The sequence below is a fragment of the Nocardia sp. NPDC003726 genome (genome assembly GCF_053586955.1).
In genome coordinates this window covers 238,225-260,105 of the sequence record NZ_JBSFNF010000010.1, presented here as the reverse complement: position 1 = coordinate 260,105, position 21,881 = coordinate 238,225, and the positions used below count along the sequence as shown (strand labels likewise).

The 21,881-nt window shown below is 69.8% G+C and carries 25 protein-coding genes; 5 read left to right on the top strand and 20 right to left on the bottom strand.

The features are described from left to right. Positions 1 to 106 precede the first annotated feature (106 nt). The 9 genes from ACWDMM_RS16695 to hemL form a co-directional block, all read right to left on the bottom strand. Positions 107 to 712 (bottom strand): Uma2 family endonuclease, encoded by a 606-nt coding sequence (locus ACWDMM_RS16695; protein WP_323124670.1) that lies wholly within the window; start codon positions 710 to 712, stop codon positions 107 to 109. A gap of 393 nt (positions 713 to 1,105) precedes the next feature. After that, positions 1,106 to 1,480 carry a hypothetical protein gene (locus ACWDMM_RS16690; protein WP_357207480.1) on the bottom strand — a complete coding sequence of 125 codons (375 nt, stop codon included), beginning with the start codon at positions 1,478 to 1,480 and terminating at the stop codon, positions 1,106 to 1,108. 320 nt (positions 1,481 to 1,800) lie between these two features. Next, a complete protein-coding gene (gene ccsB, locus ACWDMM_RS16685) occupies positions 1,801 to 2,766 on the bottom strand; it encodes a c-type cytochrome biogenesis protein CcsB (protein ID WP_449938177.1) in 966 nt (321 codons plus the stop codon). Positions 2,767 to 2,768: 2 nt separating this feature from the next. Beyond that, entirely contained in the window at positions 2,769 to 4,415 is a 1,647-nt protein-coding gene (gene resB / locus ACWDMM_RS16680) for a cytochrome c biogenesis protein ResB (RefSeq protein WP_357112696.1), read from the bottom strand. Beyond that, on the bottom strand, positions 4,412 to 5,239 hold the full coding sequence (locus ACWDMM_RS16675; RefSeq protein ID WP_449938174.1) for a cytochrome c biogenesis CcdA family protein: 828 nt from the start codon (positions 5,237 to 5,239) through the stop codon (positions 4,412 to 4,414). The genes resB and ACWDMM_RS16675 overlap by 4 nt, the downstream gene beginning before the upstream one ends. Positions 5,240 to 5,279: 40 nt before the next feature. Beyond that, positions 5,280 to 5,531 (bottom strand): hypothetical protein, encoded by a 252-nt coding sequence (locus ACWDMM_RS16670; protein ID WP_195083124.1) that lies wholly within the window; start codon positions 5,529 to 5,531, stop codon positions 5,280 to 5,282. Beyond that, a complete protein-coding gene (locus ACWDMM_RS16665) occupies positions 5,528 to 6,169 on the bottom strand; it encodes a TlpA disulfide reductase family protein (protein WP_357207476.1) in 642 nt (213 codons plus the stop codon). The genes ACWDMM_RS16670 and ACWDMM_RS16665 overlap by 4 nt, the downstream gene beginning before the upstream one ends. After that, a complete protein-coding gene (locus ACWDMM_RS16660) occupies positions 6,166 to 6,813 on the bottom strand; it encodes a histidine phosphatase family protein (protein WP_195045987.1) in 648 nt (215 codons plus the stop codon). The genes ACWDMM_RS16665 and ACWDMM_RS16660 overlap by 4 nt, the downstream gene beginning before the upstream one ends. Positions 6,814 to 7,166: 353 nt before the next feature. Then, complete coding sequence (hemL, locus tag ACWDMM_RS16655) at positions 7,167 to 8,486, bottom strand: glutamate-1-semialdehyde 2,1-aminomutase (RefSeq protein ID WP_449938169.1); 1,320 nt, start codon at positions 8,484 to 8,486, stop codon at positions 7,167 to 7,169. 192 nt (positions 8,487 to 8,678) lie between these two features. Between hemL and ACWDMM_RS16650 the strand changes: the two genes are divergently transcribed. Continuing rightward, positions 8,679 to 9,065: a hypothetical protein gene (locus ACWDMM_RS16650; protein WP_195083127.1), complete on the top strand. Its 387-nt coding sequence runs from the start codon at positions 8,679 to 8,681 to the stop codon at positions 9,063 to 9,065. A 10-nt stretch (positions 9,066 to 9,075) separates the two neighbouring features. On the opposite strand, the gene ACWDMM_RS16645 is transcribed toward ACWDMM_RS16650, so the two are convergent. The 5 genes from ACWDMM_RS16645 to hemB form a co-directional block, all read right to left on the bottom strand. Next, positions 9,076 to 9,297 carry a hypothetical protein gene (locus tag ACWDMM_RS16645; protein ID WP_195083128.1) on the bottom strand — a complete coding sequence of 74 codons (222 nt, stop codon included), beginning with the start codon at positions 9,295 to 9,297 and terminating at the stop codon, positions 9,076 to 9,078. A 457-nt stretch (positions 9,298 to 9,754) separates the two neighbouring features. Further along, complete coding sequence (locus ACWDMM_RS16640; RefSeq protein ID WP_195083129.1) at positions 9,755 to 10,015, bottom strand: hypothetical protein; 261 nt, start codon at positions 10,013 to 10,015, stop codon at positions 9,755 to 9,757. After that, positions 10,012 to 10,494, bottom strand: a complete 483-nt coding sequence (locus tag ACWDMM_RS16635) for a hypothetical protein (protein ID WP_357112682.1) — start codon at positions 10,492 to 10,494, stop codon at positions 10,012 to 10,014. The genes ACWDMM_RS16640 and ACWDMM_RS16635 overlap by 4 nt, the downstream gene beginning before the upstream one ends. Positions 10,495 to 10,817: 323 nt before the next feature. Next, entirely contained in the window at positions 10,818 to 11,333 is a 516-nt protein-coding gene (locus tag ACWDMM_RS16630) for a hypothetical protein (protein ID WP_195083131.1), read from the bottom strand. A gap of 5 nt (positions 11,334 to 11,338) precedes the next feature. Then, on the bottom strand, positions 11,339 to 12,316 hold the full coding sequence (gene hemB, locus ACWDMM_RS16625) for a porphobilinogen synthase (RefSeq protein ID WP_449938163.1): 978 nt from the start codon (positions 12,314 to 12,316) through the stop codon (positions 11,339 to 11,341). A 206-nt stretch (positions 12,317 to 12,522) separates the two neighbouring features. On the opposite strand from hemB, the gene ACWDMM_RS16620 reads away from it, so the two are divergent. From ACWDMM_RS16620 to ACWDMM_RS16610, 3 genes are all read left to right on the top strand, one after another. Beyond that, a complete protein-coding gene (locus tag ACWDMM_RS16620; protein ID WP_449938160.1) occupies positions 12,523 to 13,308 on the top strand; it encodes a hypothetical protein in 786 nt (261 codons plus the stop codon). 36 nt (positions 13,309 to 13,344) lie between these two features. Then, positions 13,345 to 14,154, top strand: coding sequence for a tetratricopeptide repeat protein (locus ACWDMM_RS16615; protein ID WP_357112671.1), 810 nt, complete (start codon positions 13,345 to 13,347; stop codon positions 14,152 to 14,154). Between the two features lie 122 nt (positions 14,155 to 14,276). Beyond that, positions 14,277 to 14,549, top strand: coding sequence for a hypothetical protein (locus ACWDMM_RS16610; RefSeq protein WP_157112136.1), 273 nt, complete (start codon positions 14,277 to 14,279; stop codon positions 14,547 to 14,549). Positions 14,550 to 14,578: 29 nt separating this feature from the next. On the opposite strand, the gene ACWDMM_RS16605 is transcribed toward ACWDMM_RS16610, so the two are convergent. The 6 genes from ACWDMM_RS16605 to ACWDMM_RS16580 all read right to left on the bottom strand — a co-directional run bounded on the left by ACWDMM_RS16605 (position 14,579) and on the right by ACWDMM_RS16580 (position 20,711). After that, the gene (locus tag ACWDMM_RS16605; protein ID WP_449938157.1) at positions 14,579 to 14,890 is read right to left on the bottom strand and encodes a hypothetical protein; all 312 of its coding nucleotides are present in this window, start codon (positions 14,888 to 14,890) and stop codon (positions 14,579 to 14,581) included. 359 nt (positions 14,891 to 15,249) lie between these two features. After that, on the bottom strand, positions 15,250 to 16,812 hold the full coding sequence (locus ACWDMM_RS16600; protein ID WP_357112665.1) for a bifunctional uroporphyrinogen-III C-methyltransferase/uroporphyrinogen-III synthase: 1,563 nt from the start codon (positions 16,810 to 16,812) through the stop codon (positions 15,250 to 15,252). Between the two features lie 61 nt (positions 16,813 to 16,873). Continuing rightward, positions 16,874 to 17,929 (bottom strand): hydroxymethylbilane synthase, encoded by a 1,056-nt coding sequence (gene hemC / locus ACWDMM_RS16595; RefSeq protein ID WP_323124667.1) that lies wholly within the window; start codon positions 17,927 to 17,929, stop codon positions 16,874 to 16,876. Beyond that, complete coding sequence (locus ACWDMM_RS16590) at positions 17,926 to 19,368, bottom strand: glutamyl-tRNA reductase (protein WP_357112662.1); 1,443 nt, start codon at positions 19,366 to 19,368, stop codon at positions 17,926 to 17,928. The genes hemC and ACWDMM_RS16590 overlap by 4 nt, the downstream gene beginning before the upstream one ends. After that, the gene (locus ACWDMM_RS16585) at positions 19,365 to 20,210 is read right to left on the bottom strand and encodes a redox-sensing transcriptional repressor Rex (RefSeq protein WP_357112659.1); all 846 of its coding nucleotides are present in this window, start codon (positions 20,208 to 20,210) and stop codon (positions 19,365 to 19,367) included. The genes ACWDMM_RS16590 and ACWDMM_RS16585 overlap by 4 nt, the downstream gene beginning before the upstream one ends. Positions 20,211 to 20,450: 240 nt before the next feature. Further along, a complete protein-coding gene (locus ACWDMM_RS16580; RefSeq protein ID WP_449938153.1) occupies positions 20,451 to 20,711 on the bottom strand; it encodes a glutaredoxin family protein in 261 nt (86 codons plus the stop codon). A 222-nt stretch (positions 20,712 to 20,933) separates the two neighbouring features. Between ACWDMM_RS16580 and ACWDMM_RS16575 the strand changes: the two genes are divergently transcribed. Further along, on the top strand, positions 20,934 to 21,881 hold the full coding sequence (locus ACWDMM_RS16575) for an HAD family hydrolase (RefSeq protein WP_323124666.1): 948 nt from the start codon (positions 20,934 to 20,936) through the stop codon (positions 21,879 to 21,881).

Sequence of the window (21,881 nt, the reverse complement as noted above, 5' to 3'; positions counted from 1 at the left end):
CTCTTCCTCGTGGTCATCGCCATCGAGCCTTCCCGCCCACAACGTGGGCCGCAAGACCCACACAGTCGATGGACCGACCTCACGGGGTCAGGTCAGGGGATCTTGGTCAGTATTCGAGTTCGGTCCACGGGATGGCGATCGGGAACGGACGGCTGAATTCGAGACTGGCCGAGTTCTCGTGGGTCCACTCTGCCGCGACGATGTAGTTGGCGGAGTGGAGTGGCTGTGCACCGTCCGGGAGTCGCGCATGGCCGATGTCGAGGCCGTATGCACGGACGACGGCGATCGCGCTGACCTCACGGGCCAGCGTCACCTCCCAGTACCACGGGATGCCAGCGCTGGCGTAGCGACATTTCTTGGCTTCGATGTCGGTTTGCGTATTCAAAGGGGACACAACTTCCCCGACCAGGAGGACATCGCTTCCCCGCACATCCTGATCCGGCGATTCGAGACAGCGGTAGACGAGGAAGTCCGGCGTCAGGAAGTCGGATTTCCCGGTAGGCCCCAGGAACAAGCTGGTTTCGAAGCTGACCCGCCAGCAGTGCTCCGGCTCGTCAGACATCGACTTTTGCACACAGCGTTCGAGCGAGTCCGTCAGACGACGTGTGGACACCTGGCGTTCGCCGGGTTCGCGCCCTACCCACACCACTCGGCCGTCCCACAGCTCGATCTGCTCCGCGATCTCTTGGGGAGTCGCACCAATTCTTCCCACGCCATCGACTCGGGAAGGTCCAGCCGTTCGGCGGGTGAAAGCAACATGCCGAAATGGTGTGGCAGACACTGACTCAGGACGCACGGAGCTAGGGCACGAGCAGCAGCTGACCCGCCTTGGACCGGACGATGGAGAAGTGCTTGCGGTCCAATGTGGCGAGGGCGGTGACGGGGGAATCGTTCGCCAACGGCGACGACACCAGTCCTCGGGTGAACTGATCAGATTGATGCCGACATCAACCGCCCCTCAGCCGCGAGTTTCGCGAGTTGAGGCCAGTTGCCGCCGCTGGCACACTGCCCGCATCCCGCCGAACATCGGATGTTGCCGAGGGGGTGTGGCACGCAACTCCGGGCTACAGCTGTAGGCCCTAGGTGTGCGAGGGGCGGTTCGTGGCTACCGTACGGACGGTCGGAATCGAGTGAAGCCGGTGAGCGCTCGCCGTACCGTCACCTCGCCGACGGGTCCAGCACGCAGCCCGTCGAGCACCTCGTCGGACATCTCGCCGTAGGTCTCGAACGACTGAATAGTGCAGTGCTCCATCACATCCTGGATGTAGGGATCGGACAACTTCCAGTGTGCGAGCACTGCCTCCGAGTCGTGATAGAGCTGGAAACTGTGTGCAAGCCCGCGGTCTTCGTCGAGAAAGACCTGCACCATCAGCTGCGGGCCATGCTCTGCGACGAACGCCACCGCCCGCTCTACGGCCACCTTGAACTGTTCGAGATGACCGTCGGTTATCCGCATGGTGTTGTGGAACAAAATGCTCATTCCTCGATAATCAAACCTTGATAAAGGTTGAGGTCAAGCCGAACCGGCACGGCATTTCACCTCATACAGCTGCTACCGAGGTGTTGCTGCGGGATTGGCTTGACGGCCAGATAGCTCCCCACTGAGGGGCCGCCGGTGGGGAGTTCCAACTGGCCGACGGCGTTGCGCTACTACGCCCACCTATGGCCTGATGCCGACGAGGCGACGCGGGCGACGGTTGGCGGCATACTCGAGGCTCGGCTCGCCACTACTACGTACCGGAGCTAGAACAGGACCGGCAAGTAGCCCGCCGAACGAACGAATGCGCTGGTCAATGCCTATCAGTTCAGCCCAGCATAAGAATGCAACCCGCTGATCACCATGTTGATGATGAACAGGTTGAACAGCATCGCGACGAAGGCGGCGATGTTGATCCAGGCGGCCTTGGTGTCGCGCCAGCCGGAGGTGGCGCGGGCGTGGAGGTAGGCGGCGTAGAGGACCCAGGCGATGAAGGAGCAGGTTTCCTTCGGGTCCCAGCCCCAGAAGCGGCCCCAGGCGGCTTCGGCCCAGATGGCGCCGAGGATGACGCCCGCGCCGAAGAGGGGGAAGCCGATGATGGTGGCCTTGTAGGCGAGCCGGTCCAGGGTGCGGGCGTCGGGGAGGCGGCGGGCGATGACGCCCAGGACGTTGGCCGACTCCTGGCCGTCCGGCTGACGCAGGCGGTAGAGGAACAGCATGCTCGCCACGCCCGCGAACAGGAACACGCCGCTGCCCACGCTGACGATGGTGACGTGCACCGGCAGCCAGAACGACTTCAACGCGGGCACAACGGGCGCGGCGTCGGCGTAGAGCACCGTGCCGGCGAGGAACAGCAGGATCAGCACGGGGACCAGCAGGAACGCCCACATGGCGCGGTAGCGCTGCTCGCGCAGGAGCCCGATCCCGACCAGCACGGCGGCGGCCGTCGCCATGGTGACGAACTCGTACATGTTGCCCAGCGGGAAGCGGTGGGTCGCGAAGCCGCGCAGCACGATCGAGCCCACGTGCAGCGCGATGGCCACCATGAGCACCGAGAACGCCATGTTGCCCAGCCGCTCCGACAGGGGCCGCCGCGCGGGTTCGGCGACCCGGCCCGGTCCCTGCGGCGTCGATCCGCCGCCCACCGTCACGAGTTCGCGCTCGGCGACCTGACGGCTGCGCGCCGTCGCGTACTGCCAGATCAGCAGCACCAGCACCAGCGCGTACACCACGATCGCCGTCTTGAAGGCGAAGTCGCTGTACCTGGCGATGGTCTCGTCGATCGGCATCGTCACTCTCCCGTGGTCTCGGCGTGCTCATCGAGCAGGCGCGCGCGCAGCCGGTCGAACTCGCCGCCCCAGCCCGCCTGGTCGGTCCTGGCGAGCCCGCCCATCTCTACTACAGTGCGTCGTTGTTCAACGGTACCGGCTGCGTCATCGGCCGGGTAGACCCGCACCCAGATCCGCCTGCGCTTGATCAGCAGCGAGGCCAGCAGGCCCGCCATCATCAGCAGCGCGCTCACCAGCACCCACTGCTGGGCGGGGTCGTGGGAGACCTGCAGATTCACGAACTCCTGCGCGCCGTCGAAGGTCACCTTCGTGCCGTTCGGCAGCGTGGTGGACTCGCCGGGGCGCAGATTGACCCTGGCCTCCTTGGTCAGCCTGCCCTGTTTGACCTGCTCGGGGTCGAGGGCGAACAGCGACTGCGGCTTACCGGTGTCCAAGCCGGTGTCGCCGCGATAGATGTCGACCGCCACCGCAGGATCGTTCATCGCGGGGAACGCCGAGCTTAGCAGCGATCCGTGGAACATCGCGGTGGGGGCGAACAGCCCTTCGATCGCGATCTGGTTCTTGCGGCGCTCCTCGTCGCTGGCGTACATCCCGCCGGGCGGGTCGATCCGCAGCACGCCGCTGGACAGGAACGTCGAGGCGTCGTCGGGCCGCCACTGGATGGACTCGGTGCGGGTCTGACCGTTGGGGAAGGTGACCGTGAAGGTCGGCGCGTAGCCGTGTCCTTGCAGGTAGAGCCGGTCACCGGCGACGCGGAGGGGATGGTTGACCTGCACCCGGGTGTCGCGCCAGGTGTTCGTCCGCAGGTCGTCGCCCGCCTGGTAGGAGAGGTTCGCGGTGAACATCTCCGCTTGCCCGTTGGTCAGGTAATCGGCCTGGAAGTCCTTCACCCGCACGCACACCGGCGTCATGCCGGTGCCGTCGTTGACGTTGCCCGCCTTGAACGAGTCGAACACCGCGGGCGAGGTGGTGCAGAAGCCGGGGCCGTTGTTCGCCAGCACGATGACGCTGCCCTCGTAGCCGAACAGCTTGCCCGCCGCGATGGCGATCAGCAGCCCGACCAGCGCGAGATGGAAGACGAGGTTGCCGAGTTCGCGGGTGTAGCCCTTCTCCGCCGACAGCGCCAGTTCACCCTCACGCGGACCGGGGCGTACCTCGGTGCGCCAGCCGCGCAGCTGGGCGCGGGCGTGGTCGATCTGCTCCTGCGGCGACCGCTCGACCGCACCCGTGTAGTGGTGCGGCAGCCTGGTCAGGTTGCGCGGCGCCCGCACCGGCGGCGTGCGCAGCGCGCGGTAGTGGTCGAGCGTGCGCGGCAGGATGCAACCGACCAGGGAGATGAACAGCAGCACGTAGACGGCCGTGAACCAGAAACTGGAGAACACGTCGAACAGCTCGAAGCGGTCCATCCACGGGCCGAGCCTCGGCCGGTCGGCGATGTACTGCTCGACCTTCTGCTCGTTGAGGTTGCGCTGCGGCAGCAGCGCGCCGGGGATCGCGGCCAAGGCCAGCAGGAACAGCAGCACCAGCGCGGTGCGCATGCTGGTGAGCCCGCGCCAGGTGTTGCGCGCGAACGCCCACGCCCGTCCGATCAGGGATTGGCGCGGCGGACGCTCGGGGCTTTCGATCGTGGGATGGTCGGTCACGGTCATATCGGCAGGGTCACCTCGGAGACGAACGCGTCGCGCACCCAGGCGACGAACTGGTCCCACGCCCCGGTGACCAGCGCGGCGCCGACCGCGACGAGCAACATGCCCCCGATGATCTGGATGGTGCGGGAATTGCGGCGCAGCCAGCCGACCCCCCGCAGCGCGCTCGCCGACCCGAACGCCAGCACCACGAACGGCAGGCCGAGGCCGAGACAGTACGCGACGATCAGCGCGACCCCGCGCACCGCCGTCGTCCCGTCGGTCCCTGCGGCCACCGCCATGACGCCCGACAGCGTCGGACCGAGACACGGCGTCCAGCCCAGCGCGAACACCCCGCCCAGCAGCGGCGCGCCCATGAGGCTGGTGAGCCTGCGCGGCTCCATCCGGGTGTCGCGCTGCAACACGGGCACCAGGCCGATGAAGACCAAGCCCATCAGGATCGTCACCACACCGCCGATGCGCTGCAGCAGTTCCCGGTTCACGTTGAGGGTCTGGATGACGCCGAACACGGTCGCGGTGGCGAGGACGAAGACCACGGTGAAACCGGCGACGAACAAACCGGCCGCACCCGCGACTCGCATCCGTCCCGAGGGCAGCGGCCGCTCGGCGGTCGCGACGCGGGTGCCGGCGGCCTCCGCCACCGTGGCGGGCGGCGCCTCCGCGCCGACCAGTCCGGCCAGGTAGGACAGGTACCCCGGCACGAGGGGCACCACACACGGCGAGGCGAACGACACCAGACCCGCGAGCAGGCACGCGCCGAGCGCCAGCAGCAGCGGCCCGGAGGCCGCCGTCTGCTGGAACGAATCACCGACTCCGGCGAGCACCATCACAGGTCCTCCCCGGTACGCGGCGCGGTGCGCGCGAGCGTCACACCGAGTCCTCCACAGCGTCCTCGGACGATCGTCCGGCGCCACGGCGCGGCGCCACGGTCCGCTCGGTGGCCGCGGGTTCCTCGCCGTCGAACACCGCGAAATCCAGCAAAGACTCTGCCGCGACGCTGCGCGGCACGGTGGCGATGCCCGCCCACCTGTCGTCGACGGCCCATCCGCCGCCGATACGTCGGGCGCCCTGCCGTGGCCGGCAGGCACGCAGGTGGCGGGTACGACGGTCGCGATTCACTGTTCTTCCTCCGCGGCGATACTTTCGACTACTGGCTGGAGATCCTCGGCGAGCAGGGACCGCAGGAATACCGCGGCGACCCGGTGTTGCCGGTCGAGGACGAGCGTGGTCGGGATGACACTGGTTGGGAAATTCCCGCCGAGCGCCAGGAGCGTGCGCATCGACGGGTCGTAGATGGACGGGTAGCCGACCTTGTTGTCGACCACGAAATCTTGGGCCTTGTCCTGTTGCGGGTCGCGGACGTTGATGCCGAGGAAGGCGACGCCTTTGTCCTTGGTCGCTTCGTAGACCTTTTCCAGGGCGGGCGCTTCGGCGCGGCACGGACCGCACCACTGGCCCCACAGGTTGAGTACCACGACCTTGCCCGCGTAGTCCTCGACCGAGGCGGTCTTGCCCGCCGTCATCAGGTCGGGACCGGAGAGCTTGCCGATGGTGCCGCGCGCGGCGGGCGGGTCGTAGCGGATGTCGGTCTTGCCGCCGGGCGAGACGAATTCGAAGGTGCCGCCCGAGGCCACCGCGTCCGAACCGGTCGAACACCCCGCGAGCGCGGCGATCAGCGCCACGCACGCGAGCAGAACCGGCAGCACCCGCCCGGCGCGCGCCGAGGGCGGGTGGAAGAACGCGGTGCGGTGCGTCATGCGCCGTGTACCGAGGGGTCGGAGCCGCCCGCTGGCTCGGAGTAGACGATGTCGACCAGGGTGTCGCCGTGGTAGACCAGCGAGGTCAGCGACGCGAGCGAGCACTGCCGCTGACGCGGATCGTGCCAGAGGCGCTGCCCCTGCAGGAACCGCCGCAGCGTCCACACCGGTAGCTGATGGGAGACCAGCACCGCTTCCCGTCCGGCCGCTTCGACCCTGGCCTTGTTCACGGCCGCCAGCATGCGGTGCGCGATCTGCAGATACGGCTCGCCCCAGGACGGGGTGAAGGGGTCGCGCAGCTTCCACCAGTGCCGCGGCTTGCGCAGCGCGCCGTCGCCCACCGAGACGCGCAGGCCCTCGAAGGTGTTGCCCGCCTCGATGAGGTTCTCGTCGGTGCGCACGATGACGTCGTGCTGCGCGGCGATCGGCTCGGCGGTCTCCTGCGCTCGCTGCAGCGGCGAGGCGATGACCAGGGCGATGTCGTGATCGGCCAGGGTGCGCGCGACCGCGGCGGCCTGCGCGCGCCCCGTCACCGAGAGGCTGAAGCCGGGCAGGCGGCCGTAGAGGATGCCGTTCGGGTTGTGCACCTCACCGTGGCGCAGCACGTGCACGATCGTTTCGATCGCGGTGCCGCCGTCGTGCACCCGATCGGCGCGAGTTCGCGCGTCGGCGGGCTCGGTCTCGGTTCCGGCGCTCTCGGTCTGGTCCGAAGCCTGCGTGTCGCCTTTGCGCGCCGCGGCGACCTGCGCGTCCGACGACGCGGCGGCCGCGGCGAAATGAGCGCCCGCGTCGACCAGGCTCGAACCCTCGGAAGCGAGGTCAGCGGCCTGTGTCCCGGCGCTCGCGGCGGCGAACTGCTCACCGGCGTCGATCACGGTCGCGTCGGCGACCGGATCGAGCGCGACGGCGGTCGCGCCGTGCGTCACGGTCGCCTCCGGCTCGGCGGACGGCTTGGCCGGCTCCCGCCGGTCGGCATCGGGCTGGTCGAGGTCGGAGGTCACGCGCGGGATCCTTCGGGGGTGGCGGCCGCCGCCGCGTGCGCGGCGGCGGGCAGGGCGGCAGCGATACGGTCGAACGCGTCCTCGTCGAGCGCCGCGGAGACGAACCACGCTTCGAACGCGCTCGGCGGCGCGTACACGCCACCGTCGAGCAGGGCGTGGAAGAACGCTGGGTAGCGCCAGGTCTCGCTCGCCTTGGCGGCGGCGTAGTCGGTGACCGGGCGTTCGGCGAAGAACACGCTCACCATATTGCCCGCGAACTGGACCTGGTGCCCGACCCCTGCGTCGGTGAGCGCCGAGGTGAACAGCTCGCCGAGACGCTGCGCGTTGCGGTCGAGCGCGGCATACACCGCGTCGTCTGCCGCGCGCAGCGTGGCGAGGCCCGCGGCCACCGCGACCGGGTTACCGGACAGCGTTCCCGCCTGATAGACCGGACCGAGCGGCGCGAGGTGGTTCATGATCTCCGCGCGACCGCCGAACGCGGCCGCGGGCAGGCCGCCGCTCATCACCTTGCCGAAGGTGTAGAGATCGCCCGCGACGCCTTCCCGGCCGAACCAACCGGCGGCGCTGACCCGGAAACCGGTCATCACCTCGTCCATGACGAGCAGCGCCCCGTGCTCGGCGGTGAGCGCGCGCAGGCCCGCGTTGAAGCCGGGCAGCGGCGCGACCGCGCCCATGTTGCCCGCCGCCGCCTCGGTGATCACGCAGGCGATCTGCCCGGGATTCGCGGCGAACGCCGCGGCGACGGCGTCGAGGTCGTTGTAGGGCAGCACGATGGTGTCGGCGGCCTGCGCGCCCGTCACTCCAGGCGAGGTGGGCAGCCCGAGCGTGGCGACGCCGGAGCCCGCGTCGGCGAGCAGCGCGTCGACGTGGCCGTGATAACAACCGGCGAACTTGATGATCTTGGTGCGCCCGGTGTAGCCGCGGGCCAGCCGGACCGCGCTCATCGTGGCCTCGGTGCCGGAGTTCACCAGCCGTACGCGCTCCACCGGCGCGACCCGCCGCACGATCTCCTCCGCGAGTTCGATCTCGGCCTCGGTCGGCGCGCCGAAGGACAGGCCGCCGCCTGCCGCGGTGCGCACCGCCTCGACGACCGCCGGATGCGCGTGGCCGAGGATCATCGGACCCCAGGAGCAGACCAGGTCCACGTACTCGTTGCCGTCGGCGTCCACGAGTGTGCAGCCGTCGGCCGATGCGATGAATCGCGGTGTGCCGCCGACGGACCGGAATGCCCGCACCGGAGAGTTGACGCCACCCGGGATCACCGAACTCGCCCGGTCGAAGAGCTGTGCGGAAACCGGCACAGCTGCACTGGTCACGCGCGGAGAAGAACTCACGAGTTCCAGTCTCTCAGCACCGGAAAATCGGCTTGACGACAGGGTGTAGTGCAGTGATGCAGGCCGCAGCCGCCCGGCAACACGCCGAGGTGGGGTTCGCGCGTAATTCGATCGCTGAGAGGTTGCCGGTGCGTAGTCTCAGCTCACATTCGTCCATCGTTCGGGAGGGTCTGCATGCGGATTGCCATCGTCAGCGTGGGTGTGCTCACCGTCGTCGCCGGGGCCGCCATGGCACTCGGCGCCGGGTCCGCAGCCGCGCAGCCGCTCGATCAACTCGACGAGGCGCGGCTGGCCATCCCGTTGGACCACGCGGCGACCACGGCGCTGGCCGGGGGGCCGATTCCCGCCGTGGTCACCATGTTCGTCCCACCCAACCGGATCGGCGCGGGGCTGAAGAACGATTCCGCCATCTACCGCGACGATCGCGGCGCGGTGCACGCCACGCTGCGCCAGGTGGTGCTGGAGGCGGCGGGCCATCCGGACGGGACGGTCACCGTGTATCTGAACGCCCCCGGCACCCGCGGTGGCCGTGTGCTGGACATCTACCAGCACTGGAACTGAACGCGCGCGGTCAGGCGTACATGCAGGGCACCTGCGCCGACATGGTGTGCAGCATGCACATGAACCCGTTGTAGGGGCCCGCGGAACCGGAATCCGGCACGAAGATCGGCGCGTCGACCGGGTTCGCGTCCTCCAGTGGCAGTCCCTGAGTCGCGCCGGCGGGCGCGGCTGCGAAACCGAGGGCGGCGGCCACGGCAAACGCGGCACAGATCTTCACGGCGAACCGGTTCATCAAACACTTTCCTTCATCGACGCGCGTTCCAACTACGGCCGAAATACTAACGGCCACAGAGCCGTTCCAACCAAAGCGCGCGGTCGGCCCGCGTCGGGCGCCGAACGGAGCGCGGTAGCACGGTAACCCGTCGTCGCGCCGTCCGCGAGGGTTCGCAGGCAATGTGTGGCTACGTGATGCCGAGGCAGAACGCGGCGAAGCCGGTCGTCACCAGGCACGCCAACGGCGTCGGTAGGGCGTGCAGCAGCGGCGCGGGTGGGGTGGCCAGGAAAACCGGTGTCACCGGAACAGGCTCTTGCGGAACGGTTTCGGCGGACGCGGTGGCTGGTACGGCAGCGGCCGCGCCGATCACACCGGCCGCCACCGCACCCAAAAGTGTTCGCTGGACAGTTGGTTTCATGTGATCAGCGTTCCCTCGGCGCGCGGCATCAAACGGCCGCAAGCGGGTTGGCGCTGATCAGCGCGCGGTTCCCGCGGCAAGCGGGCGGCGCGCGAGCCGGGCGACGACGTCGATGGCGAGCACGCCGGCCACCGCGACGAGCACCGTGGCCAACAGCCACCACGGCGCGACGTAGCGGACCGCGGTGAAGCCAGGGGCGTCGCCGGAGGGCGGGAAGTCGGTGGTGCGCACGCCCGCACGCGCGCTGAACACCGCCCCGACCAGCGCGAGCACGAACAGATCCACTTCCACGAGCACCGCCACCAGCCAGCGCCTCATCGGTCCACTCCGTTCGGATCACGCTGGACGACCTCGGTCAGCGCCGTGCGCAGCGCTTTGTGATCACGGGCCCAGGCCTGCACCAGGCTGCCGTCGGCCAGCCGCAGACCGATGCCGGTGCGGCGGCGCGGCACGCCGGTCAGCTCGCCGAGCGCCCTGGCCGACTCCCACTCCTCGTCGTCCCAGGAGTCCTCGTCCCGTTCCGGGAGCACCTCCGCGATCGAGTCCAGCGGCAGCGACTCGGTGCCGGAGCGCAGCGTCTCCGTGGTGAGTTCCACGCTGACGTGCCGTTTGCCCGCGACCACTTGCAGCGCGACGAAACCGGCGATCAGCGCGGCGCAGAACAGCAGGGCGAACCAGTGCACCTCGCCACCGGTGACGAGTTCGAGAGAGAGAATGGCCAGGCACAGGATCGGCCCGTAGGCCACGGCGCGCCAGTGGGCGCCCGGCTCGGTGAACAAGACGGCCTCGGCGCTCACGCCGGTGCCCCCACGGCAGCGCGCGCCGGCACGACGAAGAGCGGAATCAGCGACTCAGGCCGGGCAGCAACAGCACGGCGACGGTCAGCACGGCGAACAGAATCAGCAGGCTCAAGACGGCCAGGTCCCGACGAATGCTGTGCGGCTGCTGGATCACCACTCGCATCGATGCCTCCGATCCTCCGGAGCCATTTGCCGAGTTCGCGCGCGTAATGAACGACAACGCATGGCAAACGACTACCGGTTCCCACGTCCACTGTGACAACCCTCACCATACATGCCGGACTGTCTCGGACAAATTGGGAACGTGTTGCATCGGAGCCTCAGCGCCTGCCCGGCTGGAAGTAGGCGGTGGCGTCGGGCCGGTGAGACAGGTAGATGGCGCCCGCCGCGAGCACGGCCTGCACGATGGAAGCGCCGCCCGCGACGAGCGAGGCGGTCCCGGTCACGGCGTCGATGGCCAGCAGGGCGCCGACGCCGATCACCACGGACCACGCGCCCAGCACCGTCAGCACGGTGCGCGCCCACGGTTTGCCGCGCCCGAACTGGTGCACGATCACCAGAGCGAGCGCGGACAGACCGAGCCCGATCAGCACGACGACCACGTAGACCAGCGACACCATCAGTTCGGCGCTGGCCATCGTGACCTGCGGATCCTGCACCCTGGCCTGCTCGAAGACCTCTTCGGCGAACGAGCGCCGCTGATCCAGCGCGGCGACGATCGAGGCCGTCAACTGCACCACGCCGAACCCGACGACACCCCACCACAGCTGCCGCGCCGTACCGACATCCTCCGGCATCGGGGGCCGGGCCGGGCCGGCGACGAACGGTCCCGCCATATTCGTCACGACAGCCAGTTCGCGACCTCGGTCGCCCAGTAGGTGAGCACGAAATCCGCGCCGGCCCGGCGAATGCTCAGCAGCGACTCGAGGATGGCGCCGCGGCGGTCGATCCAGCCGCGTTCGGCGGCGGCGCTGATCATCGCGTACTCGCCGGAGATCTGGTAGGCGGCGACCGGGACAGTCGAGTGATCGGCGACCTCGCGCAGGATGTCCAGATACGCCATGGCCGGCTTGACCATGACGATGTCGGCCCCCTCGGCCAGGTCCAGTTCCAGTTCACGCAGCGCCTCGCGGCGATTGGCCGGGTCCTGCTGGTAGGTGCGCCGGTCGCCTTCCAGCGAGGAAGCGACGGCCTCACGGAACGGACCGTAGAACGCGGAAGCGTACTTGGCGGAGTAGGCCAGGATGCCGGTGTCGACGCGCCCGGCCGCGTCCAGCCCGCGCCGGATCGCGCCGACCTGGCCGTCCATCATGCCGCTGGTGCCGAGCAGGTCGGCGCCCGCTTCGGCCTGGGCGAGCGCCATCTCGACGTAGCGGTCCAGCGTCGCGTCGTTGTCCACCGCGCCGTCGGCCGCGAGCACGCCGCAGTGCCCGTGGTCGGTGAACTCGTCCAGACAGGTGTCGGCCATGACGACGGTCGAGCCGCCCACCTCGTCGGCGAGGGCGCGCAGGCCGCGGTTGAGGATGCCGCGCGGATCGCTGGCCGCGCTGCCGACCGCGTCCTTGTCCTCGGGGCGTGGCACGCCGAAGAGCATGATGCCGCCGACACCCGCCGTGACCGCCTCGACAGCCGTCTTGCGCAGCGAGTCGAGCGAGTGCTGCATCACGCCGGGCATGGAGCCGATCGGACGCGGTTCCGTCAGGCCGTCGGCCACGAACATCGGCAGGACCAATTGCCGTGGTTCCAGTGTTGTTTCGGCCACGAGACGACGCAGAGCGGGGGTGCGGCGCAACCGCCGTGGGCGGTCCATTCCGGTCATGAATCGCACGATACGCCCGGTGCGATCGGCTGTCGTCGGCGCCCGTGGCCTGCTCCCCGGCCGCGATTCAGGCCTTCTGGGACAGCTACCGCCCGTTATCCGCGGAACACTCATGTCATCCGTGTGATAACAGTGTGCGAAATCACACATTCTCCCAGGCGCGAAGGCGCATACTCCGACTAGGCGAGACCCGCTGGGGGACAAGCATGACCGATCCGCACATCGACATCTCGCTGGCCAGAGCCGCCGACTTCGAATCGTGGGCGGCGGTGTTGCTGGCGGACTGGTGGCCCGTGCTGACCGACGGTCTGCCTGCGCCCGCGTCCGTGCTGCGGATCTGGCGGGCCACCGACGCCACCGGGCAGAACTTCGGCGTCGAGTTCGTCGCGCGGCAATCGGCCCCGCCCGAGGTCATGCCGGGCGCGCACGTCGCCTTCCGGATTCTCGGCATCCGTCCCGACGAGCCGGAATGGATACGCAGCCGGGGGACGCACTTGGTCGGCGGCACGGAGGACGCCACCGTCGGGTTGCGCTACTCCGACACCGCCCGCAGCGTCTTCCTGCGCCTGCAGAGCAGACCGTGCCAGGTGACGGAGGCGGCGGGCCGACGGCTGTGCGCCGGGGCGGAGACCAGCCTGCGGTTTCCGGACACCGCCTCCGGACCGCTGGACGTGCGCGTGGCCCGCAACAGCGCGCGGCATCTGCTCGCCGAGCACAGCGCACGGCATGCCACCCCGGCCGATCCCCTCCAACTCGGCCCGCCGCACCGGGTCGCCGACATCGGCTGGGCCTTCATCTTCCCGTGGTCGACCACATCCTGGTACCTCGACGGCTCCGTGCCCACGCTCCCGCCGGGCAGCCGCGGGCCGATCGTGGTCGTCAAGGACACCGGGCACACCTGGCTGCTGGACAGCCTGCGCAACTACGACGCGCAGCTGACCGCGTACGCGCACGCGAACGGGTACCACGTCCCGATGGAACAAGCGCGATGATGGACGGCGTGGGGTACCGCGAGACGGGCTGCTGAGATGACCGAGCCGCCGAGCGAGCTCGAACTGCTCGCCATGCAACGGCGCGCCGAAGCGCTGTGGGACGCGGGCGACGCGGCGGGCGCCGAACACTGGCTGCGCCGGGCCGCCGCGGGTGGCAGCGCGCCCGCGATGGGCATGCTCGGCGCGCTGCTGGGAGCCGACGGGCGGATCGGCGAGGGGATCCACTGGCTGGAGACCGCCGCCGCGCGAGGCAACGAGGCGGCGGGCGTGCAGCTGGGTCTGCTGCACACCGAGCGCGGGAATATCGATGAGGCCGAGCGCTGGCTGCGGCCCGCCGCCGAGCGCGGGTTGCCCGAAGCGCTGTGCAACATGGGCGTCATCGCCAACCGGCGCGGACGTGACGAAGAGGCCGAGCAGTGGTACGAGCGAGCCGCTCGCGCCGGAAATCCCACGGCCATGCGCAGTCTCGGCCTGCGCCTGGCGCGCCGCGGCGAATTCGACCGCGCGATAGACCTGCTCACCGAGGCCGCGCGACGGGGAAGAACCGATGCGATGGCGGTGCTGGGCGCCCTGTATCTGGACCGCGGCGAACCCGCCGAGGGCGAGCGGTGGTTGCGCAGGGGCGCCGAAGCGGGCGATCCGGACTCGATGTTCCACCTCGCGTTGTTGCTGCGCGCCGCCAACACTCCTTACCTCGCAGGTGATTTCGCCGACCCTGAAGTACTGCGTACCGCCGCCGCCATCGCAACCGGCCGCACGCCGGCGCAGTTGGAGGCGCGGCAGTGGCTCGAACGCGCGGCCGCGCTCGGTCATCCGCAGTCGCTGCGGCTGCTGCACGATCTGTGACCGCCGCCCGTCCGGCCCTCGAAAACCCTTCTGGCCAGCGGAATTTGTCGGTACCCCCGGGTAGAATCGAAGGTACGTTCGAGGGGGCTCGCCCGCCCCCGATCGCCACGGGAGGGATGCCAATGCGCACACCGCAAACCGTTCTCATCGATCGCCCCTACACCCCTTTACAGAAGCGCCCGCTGCCACCGGGCCGTCCCCGGGCGTGGTACGTCATGCACAACCGGCGGCTCAAGGCGATGCGCCTGGCGATCGCCCTGCTCGACTCGGGCGTCTACGCGCCGAGTTACGCGACGAACAAGCGGATCCGGCACACCGCCGAGGTGATCGGCATCCGCCCGCCGTCGGACGCCACCTGCGCCATGGTCCGCACTTTGATGCGCAGGCGGTACTGACCTTCGAGTGGCGCAGCCCGCGCTGATCCCTACAGCTGGACCCGGTACAGCCGACCCCGAGTCGGCTGTACCGGGGTCAGCTCATACCCGTCCGGATCTCCGTAGTAGGCGATCTCCCGGACCGCCGTCGGGTCCCGGACATCGAAGACGCGGATGCCCGAGGACGTCCAACTGCGCGCCAGGGCCGTGGGATCGGCCGCCCGGTTCGCGGCGCAGTAGTGGGTGTCGTAGGCGAACAGCGGACCGCCCGCTGCGGAAGCCATCGCGGTGTCCTGATGCTCTGGCAGGTTGATCTCGAGCTCGATGGTCTCGAAGATCCGCGGCCGGGTCGGCTCGGACAAGCGAGCCCACTTCTCGACGCGGCACCCGGCCACATCCGACATTGCTCCGGCCTCGAATGAGGGCTGCACCCAACAGAGAAGCCCCACTCGCCCCCGAATACGCCAGCTCAACCACGTCTTTCGAGCGAAGCGAGACTCAGCATCCGCCGTTCGCGACCCGGCTCACGTGTACACCATCAGATGGCCGCGGCACCCCGCGCCGAATCGCGCTCGCTCCCGACAGTCGGCCGCCCTGACCGCGCACCGGGTCGCGACCTCGAACCACTCACGCACCCAGCGCACCCCGACCACAGGTTTCGAGCGAAGCGAGACCGAGCATGCGCGTTCGCCGCGACGAAGTCGCGGCAAATCCAACACAGCTACCTGCTGCGGCGGCTCTTCTTGCGCGGCGGCGGCAGGAGTCCTTCGGCGCGCAGCCGGGCCGCGTGCTCGGCCAGCGCTTCGACCAGGGGACCGACCTGGGCCACATCGGGCTGCACGTCCACGCGCAGGCCGAATTCGATGGCGGTCTCGGCGGTCTTGGGGCCGATGCAGGCCACGATGGTGCGTGCGTGCGGCTTGCCCGCGATGCCGACCAGGTTGCGCACCGTGGAGGACGAGGTGAACAGGACCGCGTCGAAACCGCCGGTCTTGATCATCTCGCGGGTCTCCGCGGGCGGCGGCGACGCGCGCACCGTGCGGTAGGCGGTGACGTCATCGATCTCCCAGCCGCGGTCGCGCAGACCCTCGGCCAGCGTCTCGGTGGCGATGTCGGCGCGCGGCAGCAGCACCCGGTTCACCGGGTCGAACACGTCGTCGTAGGGCGGGAAGTCGGCCAGCAGGCCCTCGGAGGACTGCTCGCCGCTGGGCACCAGCTCGGGGTTGATGCCGAACGAGCGCACCTTGTCCGCGGTCGCCTCCCCCACGCAGGCGATCTTCACACCGGAGAACGCCCGCGCGTCCAGACCGAACTCGGCGAACTTCTCCCACACCGCGCGCACCGCGTTGGTGGAGGTGAACACCACCCACTGGTAGCGCCCGTCGACCAAACCCTTGACCGCGCGCTCCATCTGGGCGGGGCTGCGCGGCGGCTCGACCGCGATGGTCGGCACTTCCATCGGGATGGCGCCGTGCGTGACGAGCCGTTCGCTCATCTCCGCCGCCTGGTCCTTGGTGCGCGGCACCAGCACGGTCCAGCCGTACAGCGCGCGCGACTCCCACCAGGACATCTTCGAGCGTTGCGCGACCACCTTGCCGATGGTCACCACCAGCGGGCCGACCAGTTCGGAGGCCGCGCTGTTCAGGGTGGCCAAGGTGGCCTCGATGGTGCGCTGTTGGCGGGTGGTGCCCCGCACCGTCACCGCGACCGGGGTCTGCGGAGCCATGCCGTGCTCGACGAGGGCGCTCGCGGTCTCCGCGAGATGACCGGAGGTCGCGTGCAGCACCAGCGGACCGGGCGCGGCCGCGAGCGCGGCCCAGTCCACCTCGCCGCGCACGTCCGCCTCGGTGTGCCCGGAACCCAGCGCGATGCCCGCGTAGCTGGGCACCGCGGAGCCGTTGGGCAGGCCGGGCAGTACCTCGAAGACCATGTGCGACCGGGTGACGGCGTTGACCTCGGCGATCACCGAGTCGGTGGTCAGCGGGTCGCCCGCGACCACGCGGACCACGTCGTGCCCGGCGCGCGCTTCGGCGATGAGCGTCTTGGCCACCTCGGCGGGTTCGCCCAGCGCGGGCCGCACGTCGACCGGACGTTCCCCGTCGGAACCCGCCTCGACCGAGGTGCCGATCAGAGCGAGCACGCCCTTGTCGACGTCGGGGTCGGTGAACGCCAGCGTCGCCCGCCCGATCACCTCACGGGCCCGTACGGTGAGCAGCGCCGGGTCACCCGGACCCGATCCGACGAAAAGGATGCGACCGGGGTGCTTCTTCGTGGCTCGGCTCATGCCTGCACCTCGCTTGCGCTCGGCTCCGGCATACCCGAGGGCACGGTGCCTATGCTTCCGCTCATCGGCTGTTCTCCATTGGGCTGGGGTTGGGCAAGTCTGTGGCGGGCGAACTCACCGCCCGGATGGGGGAACCGTCGTCCGGTTCGGTGGCGAGCAACTCGCGCGCACCCATGTCGAGCAACTCGCGGGCAAGCGCGCGGCCGAGTTCGGCGGCGTCGCCGGGGGCGCCGACCACCGAGGCTCGCAGCACGTCGGATCCGTCGACGGCCGCCGCGCACGCGCGCAGCGACAGCTCGTCCACGATCCGCCCGTCGTCGTCGAGCGATTCCACCACCTCGGCGACCGCGCCGACCGGTGCGGTGCAGCCCGCCTCCAGTTCGGCCAGCAGCGCCCGCTCGGCGATGACCGACGCGCGGGTGGCCGCGTCGTCCAGGCCGGAGAGGATCTCCACCAGCGCGGTGTGGTCGCTGCGGCATTCCACCGCGAGCGCGCCCTGCGCGGGCGCGGAGAGCATCTGCACCGGCTCCAGCGACTCGGTGACCGCGTCCAGCCGGTCGATACGGGCCAGTCCGGCTCTGGCCACCACCACGGCGTCCAGTTCGCCCTCGCTCACCTTGCGCAGCCTGGTGTCCAGGTTGCCGCGCAGCGGGACGATGTCCAGGCCGAGCCCGAGCGCCCGCAACTGGGCGGCGCGGCGCGGCGCGGAGGTGCCGACCTTGGCGCCGGCGGGCAGCTCACCGAGAACCAGCCCGTCGCGCGCGACCAGCGCGTCGCGCGGGTCCTCCCTCGGCGGGATGGCGGCGATGGTGAAGCGCGGGTCCTGCGCGGTCGGCAGGTCCTTGTAGGAGTGCACGGCGATGTCGATCGTGCCCGCGGCCAGCTCGTCGCGTAGCGCGGAGGTGAACACGCCGACGCCGATCTTCTGCACCGGATCCGAGGACAGGTCACCGGCGGTCTTGATCACGACCAGCTCGGCGGGCTGCCCGGCCGCGATCAGCGCGTCGCGCACGGTGCCCGCCTGGGTCAGCGCGAGCAGGCTCCCTCGGGTGCCGATCCGCCACGGTGCGCGAGTGCCGCCCGCGGTGGCGTTGCCTTCTTGGTGGACCATGGTCATGCCGTCTGCCCCTGTTCCTCGCCGCGATGGCCCGCGGTGAAGTCGTCGGCCAGCGCGATCTCCCCGTCGGCCAATGTGATCTCGGCGCGATCGCCCGCGAGCGCGGTGATCTCCATCGGCGCTGCGACCGCCTGGGCCGCGCCCGGCTTCAGTTCGAACAATTCGCGCAGCGCCTCGGCGTAGCTGTCGCCGCCCGGTGTGGACGCCAGCTGCTTGACCCGCACCGTCGGCGCGTGCAGCAACTTGTCGACCACCCGGCGCACCGTGCGCGCGACCTCGTCGCGTTCCGGGTCGGCGAGACCGGGCAGCCGCGAATCCAGCCGCAGCAGTTCCGCCTCGACCACCTCCGCGGCGCGCTGGCGCAGCGCCGCCACGGTCGGGGTCACCTCGGCCATCCGCTGTCCGGCCAGGTACTTCGCGAGTTCGTCGGCGACGATCGACCGGGCGGCGGCGGTGTCGTCGGCGGCGGCTCCCGCCGCCGGATCGCGTTGCAGCGTCTCGATGTCGATGAGCGTGACGCCGGGCAGCCCGGCCACGGCGTGCTCCACATCGCGCGGAAGGCCGAGATCGCAGAACACCAACGGCCGCTCCACCGTGGCGGATTCCTCGCCGCGCTCACGGTCGGTGAGCGCGCGGTGGGTGTCGGCGAGCGTCACGACCGCGCCGACCGCGCCGGTGCAGGTGATCACCACATCGGTCGCCGACATCGCCTCGGTGAGCCGCGACAGCTCCATGGCCTCGGCATCGACGCCGTGCGACCGCGCGGTCTCGGCGAGTCTGCGCGCCCGCGCGATGGTGCGGTTCACCACGATGATCCGGCCGATGCCTGCGCGGGACAGATGCGCGACCGCGAGACCGCCCATCGCGCCTGCTCCGACCACCGCGGCGGTCCGGCCTGCCAGCGGGCCGAGCACTTGCTGCGCGCGATCGAGCGCGACCGACACCACCGACGCGCCCGCGCGGTCGATGCCGGTTTCGGCGTGCACCCGCTTGCCGACCCGCAGCGCGTGCTGCGCCAGCTCGTGCAGGGTCCGTCCCACCGCGCGCTGCGCGTCGGCGGAGGCGTAGGCGCCGCGGATCTGGCTGAGCACCTGCTGCTCGCCGATCACCATCGAGTCCAGCCCGCTGGCCACCGCGAACAGGTGCTCGGCGGCGGCCTCGGAGTAGCGGACGTAGGCGTGCTTGGTCAGATCAGGCATCGGCAGGCCGGAGTGCTTGGTCAGCAGGTCGCCGATCTCGGCGAGACCGCCGTGGAAGGCGTCGACCACCGCGTAGACCTCGACCCGGTTGCAGGTGGAGACGATCATCGCCTCGGACACGTGACTGGAGGAGATCAGGCGGTCGATCAGCTTGGGCCGGTCGGCGTCGGTGACGGCCACCTTCTCCAGCACGGGGACCGGCGCGCTGCGGTGCGAGATGCCGACGAGAAGAACGCTCATGGTGTGACCACCGATCCCTTGCTGCTTGGCTCCGTTGCCGTATGCGAGGTTGTCGTATGCGGGGTTGTCGCGTGCTGGAGTGCCGGGTGCGCAGGCGCCGCGTGCGATGTCGGCAGGCGGTGCGCGATGCGGCCCGATCCGGCGTGCGCGACCTCCGGCAGCGGAGCCTGCTCCGCGTTGCGCATCCGCTCGAACGACAGCATCTGCATCTCGACGGCCAGGTCGACGCGACGGACCTCGACCGTCGCCGGTGCGACCAGCTCGCAGGGCGCGAAGCTCAGGATCGACTGCAATCCGGACGCGACGAGCCGATCGCACACGTCCTGGGCCGCGTCGTCGGGAACGGTGATCACCGCGATGGTCGGTTCCAGCTCGGCGACCGCCGCGGGCAGTTCGGCGACGTCGCGCACCACCAAGCCCGCGACCGGCATGCCGATCACCTCCGGGTCGCTGTCCAGAATGCCGACGACGGTGAATCCGCGCCGCCGGAACCCGCCGTAACCGACCAGGGCCCGGCCCAGGTTCCCCGCGCCGACCAGCACGACGCGATGACCCTGCGACAGGCCGAGCACGTCTTCGATCCGGGCGCGGAGCTTGGCCACGTCGTAGCCGACGCCGCGCACCCCGTTGGGGCCGAGGAAGGACAGATCCTTGCGCAATTTGGCCGAATTGACACCCGCCGCGACAGCCAGTTCCTCACTCGATACGATGGCAACACCGTCGTCGGCCAACATGGCGAGGACCCGAAGATAGGTAGCCAGCCGCGCGACGGTGGCCTGCGGGATGTCCTTCTGCAGAGCCCTGCCGGAGACGCCGCCTGGCGCCTCATGCTGCTCTGTCACGTCGTCGGCTCCTCGTCCCGGGCCTCGGGCTCCGGTTCGTCGCTCGACCCCCTCTGACCGGGGACGGTCCGGTGCCATGGGGTCGAAGTTTCGGATTTCGGGGCGGCTCCGCAGCCTCGGCATGCGGGTCGCGTTGCCACCACCGTAACTGCTTGTGAAGCCCTGCACAAAGTCGGTGAAATTGGCCTCATTTTCCGCCGCGACCAGCACAGCGGCCGAATCGGACGGAAAACGGCGCGCTCAGCGCTTCAGGTCGGCCCGCAATCGGGTCTCGTCGACATCGAAATAGCTGTGCTCGCGGCCGTCGAGCAGCACGACGGGAAGCCGGTCGCCGTACTCGGCGCGCAGGCCAGGGTCGGTAGCGGCGGCTTCGTCGACGTCGAGGGTGCCCGGTTCGAGACCGAATTCGGCGCAGATCACGCGCAGCTGTTCCAGTGCCGTCGCACACAGTCCGCAGCCCGCGCGAGTCAGCAATGTCACCGAATGTGTGTGATTGGTCATGACCGGAATTTAATCCGCGGCGCGACGCCGCGAAGGCTCGGTACGCGCCACGCGATTGTGTCGCGCGCCGCCTTCCGCCGTGACTGTCGGCCGATCCGGCTACTGTTGACATGGTTCGCGCGACGGGCGGAGGTACTGGTGCCGGAACGATCGAGGGTGGCGAGGGCCGGATTCATCGCGGGACGATTCGGTGAGTTTCCGGCGCGATGGAATCTGAGCCAGATGGGCCAGGGTCTGCAGGACCAGCTCGCCCGCATCTCGCGCAGCCCCTTCGGCCCCACCGAAGAGGAATTGCGGGCCAATCTGGCCGGTGAGGCCAGCGCCGACGCGGCGCTCACCCTGCACGACGCCGAATTGGCCGCGGGCGAGGCCGAGGCCGCGGGCCCTGAGGCGCCGCGCGATCTCACCGCGGCGGCGTTCTTCGACGTCGACAACACCATGGTGCAAGGTGCCTCGATCGTGCACTTCGCCCGCGGTCTCGCCGCGCGCAAGTACTTCAAGACCTCCGATCTGGTGGACGTCGCCTGGAAGCAGGTGAAATTCCGGGTCACCGGCAAGGAGAACAGCACCGACATGGCCAGCGGCAAGGAGAAGGCACTGGCGTTCATCGCCGGGCGTTCGACCGCCGAACTGGCCGCGCTGGGCGAGGAGATCTACGACGAGATCATCGCCGACAAGATCTGGCCGGGCACCCGCGCGCTCGCGCAGATGCACTTGGACGCGGGCCAGCAGGTGTGGCTGGTGACCGCCACCCCCGTGGAACTGGCGCAAGTGATCGCGAAGCGGCTCGGGCTCACCGGAGCGCTGGGCACCGTGGCCGAGAGCGTGGACGGGAAGTTCACCGGGCGGCTGGTCGGCGACATCCTGCACGGGCTCGGCAAAGCGCACGCAGTGCGCACCCTGGCGATCCGCGAGGGCCTGAACCTAAAGCGCTGCACCGCGTACTCCGACAGCCACAACGACGTGCCGATGCTCTCGCTGGTCGGCACCGCCGTGGCGATCAACCCGGACTCGGATCTGCGCGAAGTCGCCAAGAACCGGGGCTGGGAGATCCGCGACTTCCGCACCGGCCGCAAGGCCGCCAAGATCGGCGTGCCCACCGCGCTGGCCTTGGGCGCGGCGGGCGGCGCCGTCGCAGCAGCGGTCACTCGCCGCCGCGACGTTCACTGA